The sequence below is a fragment of the Streptomyces sp. NBC_01298 genome (assembly GCF_035978755.1).
GTDB lineage: Bacteria > Actinomycetota > Actinomycetes > Streptomycetales > Streptomycetaceae > Streptomyces.
This window is the reverse complement of sequence record NZ_CP108414.1, coordinates 6,769,228-6,786,161: the sequence shown is the minus strand read 5'-3', so window position 1 is coordinate 6,786,161 and position 16,934 is coordinate 6,769,228. Positions and strand designations below refer to the sequence as shown.

14 protein-coding genes are annotated in these 16,934 nt (G+C 70.8%); 10 read left to right on the top strand and 4 right to left on the bottom strand.

All coding sequences use genetic code 11. The features are described from left to right. Window positions 1-10: 10 nt before the first annotated feature. Both OG730_RS30850 and OG730_RS30845 read right to left on the bottom strand, forming a co-directional pair. A complete protein-coding gene (locus OG730_RS30850) occupies window positions 11-151 on the bottom strand; it encodes an SPW_0924 family protein (RefSeq protein ID WP_327307299.1) in 141 nt (46 codons plus the stop codon). Between the two features lie 179 nt (window positions 152-330). Next, a complete protein-coding gene (locus OG730_RS30845; protein ID WP_327307298.1) occupies window positions 331-1,689 on the bottom strand; it encodes a lytic transglycosylase domain-containing protein in 1,359 nt (452 codons plus the stop codon). Between the two features lie 198 nt (window positions 1,690-1,887). Between OG730_RS30845 and OG730_RS30840 the strand changes: the two genes are divergently transcribed. Beyond that, window positions 1,888-2,763, top strand: a complete 876-nt coding sequence (locus tag OG730_RS30840; protein WP_327307297.1) for a DUF4184 family protein — start codon at window positions 1,888-1,890, stop codon at window positions 2,761-2,763. A gap of 57 nt (window positions 2,764-2,820) precedes the next feature. On the opposite strand, the gene polA is transcribed toward OG730_RS30840, so the two are convergent. Beyond that, the gene (polA, locus tag OG730_RS30835; RefSeq protein ID WP_327307296.1) at window positions 2,821-5,544 is read right to left on the bottom strand and encodes a DNA polymerase I; all 2,724 of its coding nucleotides are present in this window, start codon (window positions 5,542-5,544) and stop codon (window positions 2,821-2,823) included. Window positions 5,545-5,968: 424 nt separating this feature from the next. Here polA and OG730_RS30830 point away from each other — a divergent pair, with 424 nt between their 5' ends. The 9 genes from OG730_RS30830 (at window position 5,969) to OG730_RS30790 (ending at window position 16,093) form a co-directional block, all read left to right on the top strand. After that, the gene (locus OG730_RS30830) at window positions 5,969-8,272 is read left to right on the top strand and encodes an FdhF/YdeP family oxidoreductase (protein ID WP_327307295.1); all 2,304 of its coding nucleotides are present in this window, start codon (window positions 5,969-5,971) and stop codon (window positions 8,270-8,272) included. A gap of 54 nt (window positions 8,273-8,326) precedes the next feature. Further along, window positions 8,327-8,806, top strand: a complete 480-nt coding sequence (locus tag OG730_RS30825) for a PaaI family thioesterase (protein ID WP_327307294.1) — start codon at window positions 8,327-8,329, stop codon at window positions 8,804-8,806. A 39-nt stretch (window positions 8,807-8,845) separates the two neighbouring features. Further along, window positions 8,846-9,247 (top strand): hypothetical protein, encoded by a 402-nt coding sequence (locus tag OG730_RS30820; protein ID WP_327307293.1) that lies wholly within the window; start codon window positions 8,846-8,848, stop codon window positions 9,245-9,247. Continuing rightward, the gene (locus OG730_RS30815; RefSeq protein WP_327307292.1) at window positions 9,244-10,008 is read left to right on the top strand and encodes a Tat pathway signal sequence domain protein; all 765 of its coding nucleotides are present in this window, start codon (window positions 9,244-9,246) and stop codon (window positions 10,006-10,008) included. Before OG730_RS30820 ends, OG730_RS30815 begins: the two co-directional genes overlap by 4 nt. Window positions 10,009-10,308: 300 nt before the next feature. After that, window positions 10,309-11,538 (top strand): branched-chain amino acid ABC transporter substrate-binding protein, encoded by a 1,230-nt coding sequence (locus tag OG730_RS30810; protein WP_327307291.1) that lies wholly within the window; start codon window positions 10,309-10,311, stop codon window positions 11,536-11,538. A 144-nt stretch (window positions 11,539-11,682) separates the two neighbouring features. Further along, complete coding sequence (locus OG730_RS30805) at window positions 11,683-12,612, top strand: branched-chain amino acid ABC transporter permease (RefSeq protein ID WP_327307290.1); 930 nt, start codon at window positions 11,683-11,685, stop codon at window positions 12,610-12,612. Between the two features lie 5 nt (window positions 12,613-12,617). Further along, window positions 12,618-14,441, top strand: a complete 1,824-nt coding sequence (locus OG730_RS30800; RefSeq protein WP_442815058.1) for a branched-chain amino acid ABC transporter permease — start codon at window positions 12,618-12,620, stop codon at window positions 14,439-14,441. A 3-nt stretch (window positions 14,442-14,444) separates the two neighbouring features. Then, the gene (locus tag OG730_RS30795; protein ID WP_327307289.1) at window positions 14,445-15,380 is read left to right on the top strand and encodes an ABC transporter ATP-binding protein; all 936 of its coding nucleotides are present in this window, start codon (window positions 14,445-14,447) and stop codon (window positions 15,378-15,380) included. Next, window positions 15,377-16,093: an ABC transporter ATP-binding protein gene (locus OG730_RS30790; protein WP_327252185.1), complete on the top strand. Its 717-nt coding sequence runs from the start codon at window positions 15,377-15,379 to the stop codon at window positions 16,091-16,093. Before OG730_RS30795 ends, OG730_RS30790 begins: the two co-directional genes overlap by 4 nt. Before the next feature lie 82 nt (window positions 16,094-16,175). On the opposite strand, the gene OG730_RS30785 is transcribed toward OG730_RS30790, so the two are convergent. Continuing rightward, window positions 16,176-16,859, bottom strand: a complete 684-nt coding sequence (locus OG730_RS30785; RefSeq protein WP_327307288.1) for an ANTAR domain-containing response regulator — start codon at window positions 16,857-16,859, stop codon at window positions 16,176-16,178. Window positions 16,860-16,934 lie beyond the last annotated feature (75 nt).

The following is a 16,934-nucleotide window of genomic DNA, read 5'->3' as shown; positions in this document are numbered from 1 at the left end:
GGGCCCTCCTCTACTTTCCGGGCGCGGCGGGCGCGGTGGTGAGCAGGGGCTTCGGTGAGGTCTTGCCTTCCGGCGCCCCCGTCGCCGTGATGGCGAAGACGAGGAGCGCCGCGAGGACGAGACCGCTGGCGGCGGCGACGATTGCGCGCATGCCGGGGCCTCCGGAATCTGATGGGGTGTCAGGGCGGTGGCACCGTAGCAATGCGGGTGACAGATGAGAACCGTTTGAGCCACTGCTCGCGCGGGGACCTCGCGGGGTCCCCTGCTTCGCGCTGAACGGGGTCATGCCGCGGCCCGCCCCCCGAGCGGAGGGCGGGCCGTGGGGGGGCGTCAGGGGGTCTTCGCGGGCGCCGGAGTGCCGGCGGAGGCGGACGGCGAGGGCTTCGGCGACGGCTTGGGCGACGGGGAGACCGAGGAGGTGGGCTTCGGAGTCGGCGTCGGCGAAGGCGTGGGCTTCGGGCTCGGGGTCGGACTCGGGCTCGGAGTCGGGGTCGGCGTCGGGCTCGGGGTCGGCGAAGGCGTCGGACTCGGCGTGGGCTTCGGGCTCGGCGTCGGGCTCGGAGTCGGCGTGGGCGTCGGCTTCGGCGAAGGCGTCGGACTCGGCGTGGGCTTCGGGCTCGGCGTCGGGCTCGGACTCGGCGTCGGAGTCGGCTTCGGCGAAGGCGTGGGACTCGGGGTCGGCTTCGGCGAAGGCGTGGGCTTCGGCGTCGGGCTCGGGCTCGGCTTCGGGGGCGTGACCACCGGCTTGCCCCCGCCACCGGTACCGCTACCGCTGCCGCCGCCCCGGCCGTCCGGGACCTCGCGGACGCCCTTCAGGTAGTACGTGAACCACGACCGCACCGTCCGCAGGTAAGCGGAGGACTGGTTGTACGACAGCACGGCCCGGTCCAGATCCGCGTCCATCCGCAGGTCACGCGTACCGGCGCACAGGTAGCGGCCCGCCGCGAGCGCGGCATCGTGCACGTTGTGGGGGTCGCGGCGGCCGTCGCCGTTGGCGTCCTGGCCCCACGAGGCCCAGGTGGACGGGATGAACTGCATCGGCCCGATCGCACGGTCGTAGCGCGCGTCCCCGTCGTAGGCCCCGCCGTCGGTGTCCGAGATGTTCGCGAAGCCGTTGCCGTCGAGCACGGGGCCCAGGATCGGCCGCAGCGTCTTGCCGGAGCTGTCGACCTGACCGCCGCGCGCCTGACCGGACTCGACCTTGCCGATCGCCGCGAGGAGCTGCCAGCGCAGCCCGCACCCGGGGTCGCTCGCGCCGACCACCCGCTCCGCGCCCCGGTACGCGGCGAGCACGCTCGCCGGTATCCCCTGGGCGCCCTCGGCCCCGCCCGTGGCCGCGGGCTCGGTGCGCGGACCGGGATCCGCGGCGGCCGGCGGACCGGTCGGCGCCGGGGTCGCGGTGGCCCCGGCCTCGGGCAGCAGCACGGCCGGCGGCACGGGGCTCACCAGCGGTGGCAGGGCGGTGAAATAGGAGCCGTCCCCCGCGGAGCCGCCGGGCACCGGCGCGGGCTCCGCGACCGGTGACGCCACGACTCCGGCCGCGACGGGCCCCTGCGAGGCGGTCAGTACGGCGGCCACGACGGCGGAGACGAGCACGGCGGCCCCGCCCTTGCGCGCCACCCGGCCGAACCGCGTCGATATCCCCCACACCGCGGAGCCGCGTCCCCGTATCCGTGCCCGATCCGTCATGAGCCGGACCCCCCTCCCCCTCGACGTCCGCGTGACCCTACGTCAACTCGCTGCGCGGGGCACGCATCGCGGGCCGGAATTCACGATTTCCTCATGAGTTCCGCAGGCCGCCCATACTGGACGTACCGATCACACCGATCGCACCGGACCGCACCGGTCTGCGCCAGCCGACGAGTCGCCCCCGGAGACCAACTCGCCATGCCGTTCACCCTCAGCCACGCGGCCGCCGTACTCCCGGCCGTCCGCCGCTCCGGCCGTGCGCGCGGCCCCCTCGTCGGATCGGCCCTGATCCTCGGGTCGTTCGCCCCGGACAGCTTCTACTTCGCCGACACGGTCGTCTCGGGCCTCAGGCCGTACGGCACCTTCACGCACTCCCTGCCCGGCGTCCTGACCGCCGACGCGGTACTGACCGCCGTCCTCGCGGCGTGCTGGCTGCTGCTGCGCGAGCCGCTGATCGCGCTCCTGCCCCGCGGCCGGCAGGGCAGGGTGCACTCCTTCGTCCGCGGCGAGGAGTGGCGCGGTCGCCGACTGCCCGCGCTGGCCCTGTGGTTCTACCTCTCGGCGGTCATCGGTTCCCTGACGCACGTGGTGTGGGACGCCTTCACGCACGTCGACCGCTTCGGGACGCGCACCCTGCCGGAGCTGGGCGAGCCGCTCGCCTTCGGGCTGCCCCTCTACTCGTACCTGCAGTACGGGACTTCGGCGCTCTCGGCCTGCTTCCTGGTCTGGTTCACGGTGACCGCGCTGCGCCGGCTGCCGGACTCGCCGGCCCCCGCGTCCGTCCCGGTGCTCGGCCGGGCCGAGGTGGTCGGCGCGCTCGCGCTGGTCCTCGTGTGCGTGGCGGTCGGGATCACCTTGCGCGTGCTGCGCTTCTTCACCTTCTTCGACCGGATCCGCACCCCGCTCGACATCATCCCGACCATCTGTTTCGGCGCGGGCGGCGGTCTCGTCGTGGGGCTGCTGCTGTACGGGGTCCTCGTGCGCCTGCGCCCCCGGCGACCGCGCGACCGCTCCTCCGCGGAAGCGGACACGGACGCGGACGCGGACACGAAAGCGCCCGTCCCCACCGCGTAGGCGGGGACGGGCGCTGTCCGGACCGACCGCGTGTGCCGGGTGATCGGCGCGGGGCGATCAGTGCGCGGCGGACTCCCAGTCGGGGCCGACGCCCACGGACACGTCCAGCGGGGCCCGCAGGTCGACGGCGTCGGCCATCTCGCGGCGCACCAGCTCCTCCACCCGCTTCCGCTCTCCGGGCGCGATCTCCAGCACGATTTCGTCGTGGACCTGGAGCAGCATCCGCGACTTCAGCCCCGCCCCGGTGATCGCCTTGTCCACGCGCAGCATCGCGACCTTGACGATGTCGGCGGCGGTGCCCTGGATCGGGGCGTTCAGCGCCATCCGCTCGGCGGCCTCGCGGCGCTGGCGGTTGTCGCTGTTGAGGTCCGGGAGGTAGCGGCGGCGGCCGAGGATCGTGGCCGTGTAGCCGGTGGCGCGGGCCTCCTCGACCACGCGGCCCAGGTAGTCCCGGACCCCGCCGAAGCGCTCGAAGAAGGTCTCCATCAGGCCGCGGGCCTCACCGGGCTCGATGTTCAGCTGCTGGGCCAGACCGAAGGCGGAGAGCCCGTACGCCAGACCGTAGGACATGGCCTTGATCTTGCGCCGCATCTCGGCGTCGACCTCGGAGCGCTCGACGCCGAACACCTGGGAGGCGACGGTGGTGTGCAGGTCCTCGCCCGACTGGAAGGCTTCGAGCAGGCCCTCGTCCTCGGAGAGGTGGGCCATGACGCGCAGCTCGATCTGGCTGTAGTCGGCGGTCATGAGGGATTCGTAGCCCTCGCCGACGACGAAGCCGCGGCGGATGGCCCGGCCCTCGTCGGTGCGCACCGGCACGTTCTGCAGGTTGGGGTCGGTGGAGGACAGCCGGCCGGTGGCGGCGACGGTCTGGCTGAAGCTGGTGTGCACCCGGCCGTCGGCGGCGATCATCTTGACCAGGCCCTCGACGGTGACGCGCAGCTTGGCCTGCTCCCGGTGGCGGAGCATGATCACGGGCAGTTCGTGGTCGGTCTGGGTGGCCAGCCAGGCGAGCGCGTCGGCGTCCGTGGTGTAGCCGGTCTTGGTCTTCTTGGTCTTCGGCAGGTCCAGCTCGCCGAAGAACACCTCCTGGAGCTGCTTGGGCGAGCCGAGGTTGAACTCGTGGCCCACCGCCGCGTGCGCCTCCTTCACCGCCTGCTGCACGGCGCCCGCGAACTGCAGCTCCATGCCCTCCAGGTGGCTCCGGTCCACGGCGATGCCGGCCCGCTCCAGGCGGGCCAGCAGCTCGGAGGTCGGCAGCTCCATGTCGTGGAGCAGCTCGGTGGCCCCCACCTCGGGGAGCTTGACCGCGAAGGCGTCGCCGAGGTCCAGGACGGCGCGGGCCTGCGCCATCAGCGCTTCGGCCTCGGCGGTGTCGTCGGCGCCGAAGGCGAGCTGCCCGTCGGCGGCGGCGGGCGCCAGCTCCCGGTGCAGGTACTCCTGGGAGAGCACGTCCAGCGCGAAGGACCGGCGGCCCGGCTTGACCAGGTAGGCGGCGAGCGCGGTGTCCATGGCGACCCCGGCCAGGGTCCAGCCGTGCTCGGGGAAGACCCGCATCAGACCCTTGGCGTTGTGCACCACCTTGGGCTTGGCGGCGTCGGCGGCCCAGGCGGCGAAGGCCCGCTCGTCGGCCTCGTCCAGCGCGGACGGCTCGAACCAGGCGGCCGCGCCGCCGGCCGAGGCCAGCGCGATCTCGGAGACGTTTCCGGTGCCGAGCGCCCAGCTGTCGACGGTGGAGATGCCGAGCGGGGTGCCCGCGTGGCTCTCCAGCCACGGCGCGAGCTCGCCGGCGCCGAGCACGGAGCCGTCCAGCTCCACGGCGGCCGCGGCGGGGGCCGGGGCCTCCTGCTCGGCGGCGCCCGGGTCGACGGCGAGCAGCCGCTCGCGCAGGGAGGCGTTGCGGATCTCCAGTACGTCCAGGACACCGGTGACGGCCGTCCGGTCGTAGGGGGCGCGGGCCAGGTCGGCGGGGGTCTTGGGCAGGGCGACGTCCTTGACCATCTCGGTCAGGATCCGGTTGAGCTTCACGGCGTCCAGGTGGTCGCGGAAGTTCTGCCCGGCCTTGCCCTTGACCTCCTCGGCGCGCTCGACGAGCTCCGCGAAGGACCCGAACTGGGTGATCCACTTGGCGGCGGTCTTCTCGCCGACGCCCGGGATGCCGGGGAGGTTGTCGGACGGGTCGCCGCGCAGCGCCGCGAAGTCCGGGTACTGCTGGGGGGTGAGCCCGTACTTCTCCTCGACCTTCTCGGGGGTGAAGCGGGTCAGCTCGGAGACGCCCTTGGTCGGGTAGAGCACGGTGGTGTGCTCGGAGACGAGCTGGAAGGAGTCCCGGTCGCCGGTGACGATCAGCACGTCGAAGCCGAGGGCCTCGGCCTGCGTGGCGAGCGTCGCGATCACGTCGTCGGCCTCGAAGCCGTCGACGGCGAAGCGCGGCACGCTCATCGCGTCGAGGAGCTCGCCGATCAGCTCCACCTGCCCCTTGAACTCGTCGGGGGTCTTGGAGCGGTTCGCCTTGTACTCGGGGAACTCCGCCGAGCGCCACGTCTTGCGGGACACGTCGAACGCCACCGCGAAGTGCGTGGGCGCCTCGTCGCGCAGCGTGTTCGCCAGCATCGACGCGAACCCGTAGATGGCGTTGGTCGGCTGCCCCGTCGCGGTGGTGAAGTTCTCCGCGGGCAGCGCGAAGAACGCCCTGTACGCCAGGGAGTGCCCGTCCATGAGCATCAGGCGGGGGCGGTCCGCTGCGGTCGGCTGGTCGGTCTTCTTCGATGCTGAATCTGCCACGCCCCCGATCCTAGGCCGCCGGACTGACAATTCCGGCGCCGGCCGTCACCCGGTCAGTGGACGGCCGCCCGGGTCCGCCCCCGCACGGGCCCGGCCGGCCCCTCCCCCCGGGGCTCCCCGTCCGACTGCCCCGGGCTTCCCCACCCGGCCTCCCTCCCCTCCCCATCCGGCTCCCCGCCCCTCCCGATCCAGCTCGCCGAGCCTTCCCCGCCCCTCCCCATCCAGCTCGCCGAGCCCTCCCCGACGCCTCCCCGATCCCTCCCCACCCGCCTCCCCCGGCGCATCCGCCGCAGCACCCGCCCCCGGCGCACCCGTCCGGACTCCGGACGCTCCGTACCGCCCTCCCGTACGCCCGGGGGCCGTGCAAGGATCGGAGATGCGGCACTATGTGCTGCATTCGCACGCACGCTCGAAGGGGAGCGCCATGGCCACCAAGCCGCCCGCAGGGGATCCCGTACAGGACGCACCCAAGGTGACGCCCCCCAAGCACGCGGCCGCCGGCCTGCCCGCGCTCGGGCACACGCTGAGGGTCGCCCAGGAGCAGATGGGCCTGGCCCGTAGCGCCCGCACCCTCCTCAAGGTCAACCAGAAGAACGGCTTCGACTGCCCCGGCTGCGCCTGGCCCGAAGGCGACAAGCGGCACGCCGCCGAGTTCTGCGAGAACGGCGCCAAGGCCGTCGCGGAGGAGGCCACCCTGCGCCGGGTCACCCCCGCGTTCTTCGCCGAGCACCCCCTGGCCGACCTCGCCGGCCGCTCCGGCTACTGGCTGGGCCAGCAGGGCCGGATCACCCAGCCGATGCTTCTGGAAAGAGGGGCCCTCCCCGAGGGGGGCGACCGCTACGAGCCGGTCAGCTGGGAGCGGGCCTTCGAGATCATCGCGGAGGAACTGCGCGCCCTGGACTCCCCCGACGAGGCCCTCTTCTACACCTCGGGCCGCACCAGCAACGAAGCGGCGTTCCTCTTCCAGCTGTTCGTCCGCGAGTTCGGCACCAACAACCTCCCCGACTGCTCGAACATGTGCCACGAGTCCTCGGGCTCCGCGCTGAACGAGACGATCGGCATCGGCAAGGGCAGCGTCTCCCTCGAAGACCTCCACCAGGCCGACCTGATCATCGTCGCGGGGCAGAACCCGGGCACCAACCACCCGCGCATGCTCTCCGCCCTGGAGAAGGCCAAGTCCGCCGGCGCGAAGATCATCTCGGTGAATCCGCTGCCCGAGGCCGGCATGGAGCGCTTCAAGAACCCGCAGACCCCCGTGGGCATGCTCAAGGGCACCGCCCTCAACGACCTGTTCCTCCAGATCCGCATCGGCGGCGACCAGGCCCTCTTCCGCCTGCTCAACAAGCTGGTCATCGAGGCGGGCGGCGCCACCGACGAGCGGTTCATCAGCGAGCACACCCACGGCTACGAGGAGTTCGCGGCCGCCGCCAAGGACACCGGCTGGGACGAGACCCTCACCGCCACCGGCCTGACCCGCCCCGACATCGAGCGCGCCCTGGCCATGATCCTGGCCTCGGAGCGCACCATCGTGTGCTGGGCCATGGGCCTCACCCAGCACAAGCACTCCGTCGCCACCATCCGCGAGGTCGTCAACCTGCTGCTGCTGCGCGGCAACATCGGCCGCCCCGGCGCCGGCGTCTGCCCCGTCCGCGGCCACTCCAACGTCCAGGGCGACCGCACCATGGGGATCTTCGAGCGCCCCGCGCCGGCGTTCCTCGACGCCCTCGACAAGGAATTCGGCATCACCTCGCCCCGCGAGCACGGCTTCGACGTGGTCCGCTCCATCCAGGCCCTGCGCGACGGCGAGGCCAAGGTGCTCTTCGCCATGGGCGGCAACTTCGTCGGCGCCACCCCCGACACCGAGGTCACCGAGGCCGCGATCCGCCGCGCCTCCCTGACCGTGCACGTCTCCACCAAGCTCAACCGCTCCCACGCCGTCACCGGCCGGCGCGCCCTGATCCTGCCCACCCTCGGCCGCACCGACAAGGACGTCCAGGCCTCCGCTCCCGGCAAGAAGGGCACAGCGCAGTTCGTGACCGTCGAGGACTCCATGGGCATGGTCCACTCCTCCCGCGGCAACCTCGCCCCCGCCTCCCCGCACCTGCTCTCCGAGCCCGCGATCGTGGCCCGCATGGCCCGCGCCGTCCTCGGGGCGGCCTCCAAGACCCCGTGGGAGGAGTTCGAGCGGGACTACGCGGCCATCCGCGACCGGATCTCCCGCGTCGTTCCCGGCTTCGAGGACTTCAACGCCCGCGTCGCCCGCCCCGGCGGCTTCCAGCTCCCGCACGCCCCGCGCGACGAACGCCGCTTCCCCACCAAGACCGGCAAGGCGAACTTCACCGCCGCGCCCGTGGAGTACCCGCACCTCCCGCCGGGACGCCTGCTCCTGCAGACCCTGCGCAGCCACGACCAGTACAACACCACCATCTACGGCCTCGACGACCGCTACCGCGGGATCACCGGCGGCCGCCGCGTCGTCATGGTCAACCCCGAGGACGCCGCCGAGCTCGGCCTCGCCGACGGCTCGTACACCGACCTCGTCGGCGAGTGGCGCGACGGCGTGGAGCGGCGCGCCCCCGGCTTCCGCGTCGTGCACTACCCGACCGCCCGCGGCTGCGCCGCCGCCTACTACCCCGAGACCAACGTGCTGGTGCCCCTCGACTCCACCGCGGACATCAGCAATACCCCCGCGAGCAAGTCCGTCGTCGTGCGCTTCGAGCCCTCCTGATAGAACGACCTCAGGACAAGCAGGTTAACGAGCGTTGACGAACGGAGTCGTCCCATGGGCGAGCAGCAGCACGCGGTGAAGTTCCCGCAGGAGGTCCTCGACGAGTACACGGCCCTGGGCATCGACCTGCCCGCGCTGTTCTCGGCGGGCGACCTCGGCAAGCGGATGGACATCCGCATCCTCGAAGCCTCCGCCGAGCGCGTCGTCGCCACCATGCCCGTCGAGGGCAACACCCAGCCCTACGGCCTCCTCCACGGCGGGGCCTCCGCCGTGCTCGCCGAGACCCTCGGCTCGGTCGGCGCGATGATGCACGGCGGCATCACCAAGGTCGCCGTCGGCGTCGACCTGAACTGCACCCACCACCGCGGCGCCCGCTCCGGCCTGGTCACCGGGGTCGCGACCCCCGTGCACCGCGGCCGCTCCACCGCCACCTACGAGGTGGTCATCACGGACGAACAGGACCGCCGGGTCTGCACCGCCCGCCTGACCTGCCTGCTGCGCGACGTGAACCCGCAACAGCCTGGCAACAACTAGCCGTTGCCCTCGTAGCGGCGCCGGTCTAGCGTTCCCCGCATGGGATCCGGACCGGCGCCGCGGCGCGCCTTGGCCGCGGTGGCGACGACGGCGCTGCTGGCCGCCGCACCGCTCGGCTGCGCGGGCGGCGATCCCGCGGCCGCTCCCCCCGCCACCTCCGCACCACCGGCGCCCCAGGACGTCTGCACCCGCCTGATCACGCACTGGGCGGGCGTGATCCTGGACGCGGGCGAGGGCAAGGACGCCGTCCGCCTCGACTACCAGTCCATGGGCCTGTCCGGCGGCCAGAACGACATCCTGCGCGCCGTCCTCGCCGACGCCCGCGCCGAGCGGGACGCCAGGGGCCCGGCCGCCGCGCGCGAGCTCACCGCCCGGGAGGCGGAGCGCCGCTGCGCGGACCGCTACCGCTCGGGCACCCCGACGGGCGGACCCTGGCAGTGAGCGGCGGCATCGGCCCGATCGAGCCCGGAGAGGGCACCCGGCCCCTCGACGGCGCCGACGGCCACGACGAGCCCGACGGGGCCGACGGCGCCGACGAGCAGGGCGGACACGGCGACCCCAGCGACCCCCGGGGCCCGCGCCCCGGCCCTCGTACGCCCCCGGCCGTCCGGCGGGTCCGCGAGGCCTACGAGGGCCACCGGCGGGCCGTCCTGGCCCTCGGGGCGGTGACCTGCGCGTCCGCCGTCATCGCCGGCGGGGCCGCGCTGTACGCGCACCGGCCGCGCCTCGCCCCGTACAGGCCGCCGGCGCCCTCGCAGCTGTTCTCCCTCGTCTACCTCGGCCCGGACGACGAGGAGCCCGCGCAGGAGCCCGCACAGGGGCCTTCGCAGGAGCCCTCGCAGGACCGCTCCGGCACGGCCTTCGCGTTCACCGTGCGTGTGCGCGCCTCGGCCGGTCCGGCCGTCACCCTGGAGCGGCTGACGCAGTCCTCGCGGGCGCTGACGATCGAGGTCCGGCCACCACTTCCGGCCACGCTCGACCCGGGCGAGGCCCGTGACCTCGCCGTACGGATTCGCGTCACAGACTGCGTGCATGTGGCACGGAATTCCGGACTCCCTTTCCTCGAAGTAACCCTAAGTAATGGGTTTGAGAAAGAGGATCACAGCTACATCCCCGGTGACCGTTATGCGAGGGATCTCTCCACCGCCCTGACCAGGGCGTGTCCCGAAGATCGAGACGGGAGCACCCCTCCGCCGTCATGACCAAAAGGCCCCAGAGTCCTGGCGCGACAGTACTCAAACCACCTGACGGTCCTCACCCGTCTCACCATACGGACAAGACGAACCGGCCGGATTTCCCCCTTTCCACCCGCAGAGATCCGCTATGTATTACGCCGTGGCATAACAAGAGAGTCACATCATTGGCCTCAGCCCTCCATAACGTCCCAAGACCCGCTTAGAGTCACGGCCAGTCACCGCGACCACCGGATTTCCTTCAGTTCGGTTCCCCGCGTTCGACACGGTGCGTCCCACGGGGGACGCAGTGCCAGGAAAGGACTGATCGTGCGTCAGCGTTCTCTCATTGCCGTGACCGCCGCGCTCGCCGCGGGCGCCCTCACCCTCACCGCCTGTGGATCGCGCGGAGACAAGGCCAACGACGCCGCCAGCGGCGACGTCACGGTCGTCATCGGCGTCGACGCCCCGCTGACCGGTGACCTCTCGGCCCTCGGCCTCGGCATCAAGAACTCCGCGGACCTCGCCGCCAAGCAGGCCAACGAGAAGAAGTACGTCAAGGGCGTCACCTTCAAGATCCAGGCCCTCGACGACCAGGCGCAGGCCTCCTCCGGCCAGCAGAACGCCACCAAGCTCACCGCCGACAAGGACGTCCTCGGCGTCGTCGGCCCCCTGAACTCCTCCGTCTCGGAGTCCATGCAGAAGGTCTTCGACGACGCCAAGCTCGTCCAGATCTCCCCCGCCAACACCAGCCCCTCCCTCACCCAGGGACCGAAGTGGGCGACCGGCGAGAAGGTCCGCACCTACAAGAGCTACTTCCGCACCGCCACCACGGACGCCATCCAGGGCCCGTTCGCGGCGCAGTACCTCTTCAACAAGGCCGGCAAGAAGAACGTCTTCATCATCGATGACAAGAAGACGTACGGCGCCGGCCTCGCGGGCACCTTCAAGGGCGAGTTCACCAAGCTCGGCGGCAAGATCGCCGGCGAAGGCCACATCGACCCGGAGAGCACCGACTTCGGCGCGATCGTGACCCAGGTCAAGAGCTCCGGCGCCGACGTCGTCTACTACGGCGGCGAGTACCCCGCGGCCGGCCCGCTCTCCAAGCAGATCAAGGCCTCCGGCGCCAACATCCCGCTCGTCGGCGGTGACGGCATCTACGACAAGAAGTACGTCGAGCTCGCCGGCGCCGGCGCCGCGGGCGACCTCGCCACCTCGGTCGGCGCCCCGGTCGAGAGCCTGCCGTCCGCCAAGGACTTCGTCGCCAACTACACCAAGGCCGGATACAAGGAGCCCTTCGCCGCGTACGGCGGCTACTCCTACGACTCCGCCTGGGCGATCATCGAGGCCGTCAAGGCCACGGTCGACGGCAACAACGGCAAGCTCCCCGCCGACGCCCGCGCCAAGGTCCTCGCCGCAGTCCAGGGCGTGTCCTTCGACGGCGTGACCGGCAAGGTCTCCTTCGACGAGTTCGGTGACGCCACCAACAAGCAGCTCACCGTCTACAAGGTCGAGGGCACCGAGTGGAAGTCCGTCGAGTCGGGCACCCTCGGCGGCTGACCCTCACCGGGCACCCACCCCACCCGTAGCCGGTAGTCCGCTCGAACGGCCGGCCACGGGAGTACCACCAACCTGCCGCGCGGGGCGCGCACAAAAAGCGCCCCGCGCGGAGTCACATCCGTCGAAAGACTCGGAGGACCTGCGGTGCACGAACTGCCGCAACAGCTGGTCAACGGCCTGCTACTGGGATCCATGTACGGGCTCGTCGCCATCGGCTACACGATGGTCTATGGCATCGTCCAGCTCATCAACTTCGCGCATGGCGAGATCTTCATGACCGGCGGATTCGGGGCCCTCACCGTCTGGACCATGCTCCCCGGGGGCACCACGATGTGGATCGCCCTGCCGCTCATGCTCATAGGCGCGATCATCGTCGCCACCCTCATCGCCGTCGGTGCCGAACGATTCGCCTACCGCCCCCTGCGCAGCGCTCCCCGCCTCGCCCCGCTCATCACCGCCATCGGCCTCTCCCTGGCACTCCAGCAGGCCGTATGGGCCTGGTACCCGGGAGCCAAGTCGAAGGTCGTCTTCCCCGAGATCCCCGGCGGCCCCTTCCACCTCGGAAGCATCACCATCCAGACCGGTGACGTCTTCCTCCTGCTCGCCGCACCCATCTCCATGGCCATCCTCGGCTTCTTCGTCAAGAAGACCCGCACCGGCCGCGGCATGCAGGCCACCTCGCAGGACCCCGACACCGCCAAGCTCATGGGCATCAACACCGACCGCATCATCACGGTCGCGTTCGCCCTCGGCGCCGCCTTCGCCGCGGTCGGAGCCGTCGCCTACGGCCTCAAGTACGGCGAAGTCAACTTCAAGATGGGCTTCCTGCTCGGCCTCAAGGCCTTCACCGCGGCAGTCCTCGGCGGCATCGGCAACATCTACGGCGCCATGATCGGCGGCCTCGTCCTCGGCCTCGCCGAGACGCTCACCACCGCCTACGTCGCCGACATCCCCGGCTTCGAACAGCTCGGCGGACAGACCTGGGGCAACACCTGGGCGTTCGTCCTCCTCATCCTCGTCCTCCTCTTCAGGCCACAAGGCCTGCTGGGCGAGCGCGTCGCGGACAGGGCGTGATGACCATGACGACCACCACCACGGACACCACGACCATGAACGCAGAGCCCACCAAGGCCAAGGGGTTCATCCCCCTCCCGGAAAAGACCGGCCGCGCCCTCGCGACCGCGGGCGGCGCCCTCACCGTCGCCTCCTGCTTCCTCCCCTGGACCTGGACCACCGACTTCCCCGGCGACCTCACCGTCGTCGGATACCCCGGCGGACTCCAGTGGCTCGTCCTCGTCGGCGGCCTCCTCACCGCCCTCTTCGGCCTCTCCTCCTACGGGATCAAGGGCCTGAGCTGGCTCACCCCCGCGGGCGCCGACGCCGCAATCAAGCTCTCGGCCCTCGCCGCGTTCGTCACCACCTGGTACACGGTCTTCTCGATCGTCAACCTCAACGGCGTCATCGTCGACCTCGAACCCGGGGCCGGCGTCGCCGCCTTCGTCACCCTGCTCGCCCTCGTCGGCGCCCTCGCGCTCCCCTTCGAACGCCCCGTCCTCGAAGGACCCGACCCCGACGACAGCAGCTTGGAACAGTTCAAGCACAACGCGCGCAACAAGGTCACCTCCGCCAAGGCCGCCTTCACCTCCGGCCCGGCCAAGCCCGCCCGCGCGCTCCCCGCCTGGACCGAGATCCTGATCATCGCCGGCGTCCTCGCCGTCGGCCTCGGCGTCTTCACGTACGGCATCACCACCCCGTACCAGGAACTCTTCATCGGCTTCCTGATCACCGCCGCCTTCGGGTTCGCCGCCTTCAACAAGGCCGGCCTCATGGCCCGCATCACCACCCTCACCACCCGCCACCGCAACGTCGCCCTCGTCGGCGCCTTCGCAGCCGCGGCAGCCTTCCCCTTCACCCAGTCCGACGACCAGTACGCGACCCTCGGCGTCAACATCCTCATCTTCGCCACCGTCGCACTCGGCCTGAACATCGTCGTCGGCCTCACCGGCCTCCTCGACCTCGGCTACGTCGCCTTCCTCGGCGTCGGCGCCTACACCGCGGCCCTGGTCTCCGGCTCCCCCAACTCCCCCTTCGGAGTGCAGCTCCCCTTCTGGGCCGCCATCCTCATCGGCGCCGCCGCCTCCATGGTCTTCGGCGTCCTCATCGGCGCACCCACCCTGCGACTGCGCGGCGACTACCTCGCCATCGTGACGCTCGGCTTCGGTGAGATCTTCCGCATCTCCATGAACAACCTCGACGGCGTCTCCGGCCCCGACATCACCAACGGGCCCAACGGCATCGCCAACATCCCCAACGTCGACCTCTTCGGATTCGACTTCGGCGCCACCCACACCGTCGCCGGCTTCACCATCGGGCGCTTCGCCAACTACTTCTTCCTGATGCTCCTGATCACCCTCATCGTGGTCATGGTCTTCCGACGAAGCTCCGAATCCCGCATCGGCCGCGCCTGGGTCGCCATCCGCGAAGACGAGACCGCCGCCGAAGCCATGGGCATCAACGGCTTCCGCGTCAAGCTCATCGCCTTCGCCCTCGGCGCCACCCTCGCCGGACTCGCAGGCGCCGTACAGGCCCACGTGAACTACACCGTCACCCCGGACCAGTACGTCTTCGCCAACGCCGTACCCCCGAACTCCGCCTTCCTGCTCGCCGCGGTCGTCCTCGGCGGCATGGGAACCATCTCCGGCCCCCTCGTCGGCGGATCACTGCTCTTCCTGCTCCCCAACAAGCTCCAGTTCCTGGGCGAGTACCAGCTCCTCGCCTTCGGCGTCGCCCTCATCATCCTGATGCGCCTGCGCCCCGAAGGTCTCATCCCCAACAAGCGCAACCAGCTCGAACTCCACAAGGACATGGAAGCGCCCACGGTCCTCGGCAAGGCAGGGGTCTGACCCATGACGACCACCACCACCGAAACCCCCGCCACCACGGCGGAGACCGTCCTCGACGCACGAGGCGTCACGATGCGCTTCGGCGGCCTCACCGCCGTCAAGAACGTCGACCTCACCGTGCGCAGCGGCGAAATCGTCGGCCTCATCGGCCCCAACGGCGCCGGCAAGACCACCTTCTTCAACTGCCTCACCGGCCTCTACATCCCCACCGAGGGAGAAGTCCGGTACAAGGGCACGGTCCTGCCCCCCAAGTCGTACAAGGTCACCGCGGCCGGCATCGCCCGCACCTTCCAGAACATCCGTCTCTTCAACAACATGACGGTCCTGGAAAACGTCCTCGTCGGCCGCCACACCCGCACCAAGGTCGGCCTCTGGTCCTCCCTCCTGCGCCTCCCCAACTTCAGCCGGGAAGAAGCGGCGAGCCGCAAGCGGGCCATGGAACTCCTCGAGTTCATCGGCCTCCAGGACAAGGCCGAACACCTCGCCCGCAACCTCCCCTACGGCGAACAGCGCAAGCTCGAAATCGCCCGCGCGCTGGCCAGCGACCCCGGCCTCATCCTCCTGGACGAGCCCACCGCCGGCATGAACCCGCAGGAGACCCGGACCACCGAAGAACTCATCTTCGCCATCCGGGACCAGGGCATCGCCGTCCTCGTCATCGAGCACGACATGCGCTTCATCTTCAACCTCTGCGACCGCGTCGCCTGCCTCGTCCAGGGCGAAAAGCTCATCGAGGGCACCGCCGCCGAGGTCCAGGGCGACGAGCGCGTCATCGCCGCCTACCTCGGCGAACCCTTCGAAGGCGCCCCCGGCGCCGAAGAACTCGCCGAAGTCGAAGCAGCCGAAGCCCACAGCGAGGCGGCACACGGCGAAGCGACGGACGGCGAAGCGACGGACGGCACGACCAGCGCGACCAGCACGGACGGAGAAGACCGGTGACCGCACTCCTCGAGGTCGAGGACCTCCGCGTCGCCTACGGCAAGATCGAAGCCGTCAAGGGCATCTCGTTCAGCGTCGACGCCGGCCAGATCGTCACCCTCATCGGCACCAACGGCGCCGGCAAGACGACGACCCTGCGCACCCTCTCGGGCCTGATCAAACCGCGCGGCGGCCAGATCAAGTTCCAGGGCAAGTCCCTCAAGAAGATCCCCGCGCACGACATCGTCGCGCTCGGACTCGCCCACTCCCCCGAGGGGCGGCACATCTTCCCGCGCATGACCATCGAGGACAACCTCCTCCTGGGCGCCTTCCTCCGCAAGGACAAGGACGGCATCCAGAAGGACGTCCAGCGCGCCTACGACCTCTTCCCGATCCTGGGAGAGCGCCGCAAGCAGGCCGCCGGCACCCTCTCGGGCGGCGAGCAGCAGATGCTCGCAATGGGCCGCGCGCTCATGTCCCGCCCGAAGCTGCTCATGCTCGACGAGCCCTCCATGGGCCTCTCGCCGATCATGATGCAGAAGATCATGGCGACCATCTCCGAGCTGAAGTCCCAGGGCACGACCATCCTCCTGGTCGAGCAGAACGCCCAGGCGGCGCTCTCCCTGGCCGACCAGGGCCACGTGATGGAGATCGGCAAGGTCGTCCTGTCGGGCCCGGGCCGCGAGCTCCTGGTCAACGAGGACGTCCGCAAGGCGTACCTCGGCGAGGACTGAGCAGTCCCCTTCGTGTACGAGTGAGGCCCGCCTCCGGATCCAGGATCCGGAGGCGGGCCTCACTCATTGCTGCTCTGGGGTCCTACTCGCCCTTGCCGGCGGCGGCCTTCTTCTCCTCGGCGTCCTCGATGACGGCCTCGGCGACCTGCTGCATGGACATCCGGCGGTCCATGGAGGTCTTCTGGATCCACCGGAAGGCGGCCGGCTCGGAGAGCCCGTACTGCGTCTGCAGGATGCTCTTGGCGCGGTCCACGAGCTTGCGCGTCTCCAGGCGGAGAGAAAGGTCGGCGACCTCCTTCTCCAGCGCGCGGAGCTCGGCGAAGCGCGACACGGCCATCTCGATGGCGGGGACGACGTCGCTCTTGCTGAAGGGCTTCACGAGGTACGCCATCGCCCCGGCGTCGCGCGCCCGCTCGACGAGGTCGCGCTGCGAGAACGCGGTGAGCATCAGCACGGGGGCGATGGACTCCTCCGCGATCTTCTCGGCGGCGGAGATGCCATCCAGTACGGGCATCTTCACATCAAGAATGACCAGGTCGGGACGGTGCTCCCGGGCCAGCTCGACGGCGGTCTGACCGTCTCCGGCCTCACCGACGACGGCGTAGCCCTCTTCCTCAAGCATCTCCTTGAGGTCGAGACGGATGAGCGCCTCGTCCTCGGCGATGACGACGCGCGTCGTCAGCGGCGGAACGTGCGACTGGTCGGCGTCGGGCGTGGGCGTCGACTCGTGCTCGGCGGTCACGAAGGGCTCCTCTTTGCGGGGCATATCAAGCTCCCCCGAGCCTACCTAGCTACGGTATGGTGGACACGCAGCGGGTCGGGGATAACCTTCGATTCACTG

Excerpts from the sequence above, each read along its gene's own strand:
- OG730_RS30845 (WP_327307298.1), bottom strand. The coding sequence starts at position 1,689 with ATGACGGATCGGGCACGGATACGGGGACGCGGCTCCGCGGTGTGGGGG.
- OG730_RS30825 (WP_327307294.1), top strand. The coding sequence starts at position 8,327 with ATGGGCGAGCAGCAGCACGCGGTGAAGTTCCCGCAGGAGGTCCTCGAC.
- OG730_RS30785 (WP_327307288.1), bottom strand. The coding sequence starts at position 16,859 with ATGCCCCGCAAAGAGGAGCCCTTCGTGACCGCCGAGCACGAGTCGACG.
- OG730_RS30795 (WP_327307289.1), top strand. The coding sequence starts at position 14,445 with ATGACGACCACCACCACCGAAACCCCCGCCACCACGGCGGAGACCGTC.
- OG730_RS30840 (WP_327307297.1), top strand. The coding sequence starts at position 1,888 with ATGCCGTTCACCCTCAGCCACGCGGCCGCCGTACTCCCGGCCGTCCGC.
- OG730_RS30820 (WP_327307293.1), top strand. The coding sequence starts at position 8,846 with ATGGGATCCGGACCGGCGCCGCGGCGCGCCTTGGCCGCGGTGGCGACG.
- OG730_RS30830 (WP_327307295.1), top strand. The coding sequence starts at position 5,969 with ATGGCCACCAAGCCGCCCGCAGGGGATCCCGTACAGGACGCACCCAAG.
- OG730_RS30850 (WP_327307299.1), bottom strand. The coding sequence starts at position 151 with ATGCGCGCAATCGTCGCCGCCGCCAGCGGTCTCGTCCTCGCGGCGCTC.
- OG730_RS30800 (WP_442815058.1), top strand. The coding sequence starts at position 12,618 with ATGACGACCACCACCACGGACACCACGACCATGAACGCAGAGCCCACC.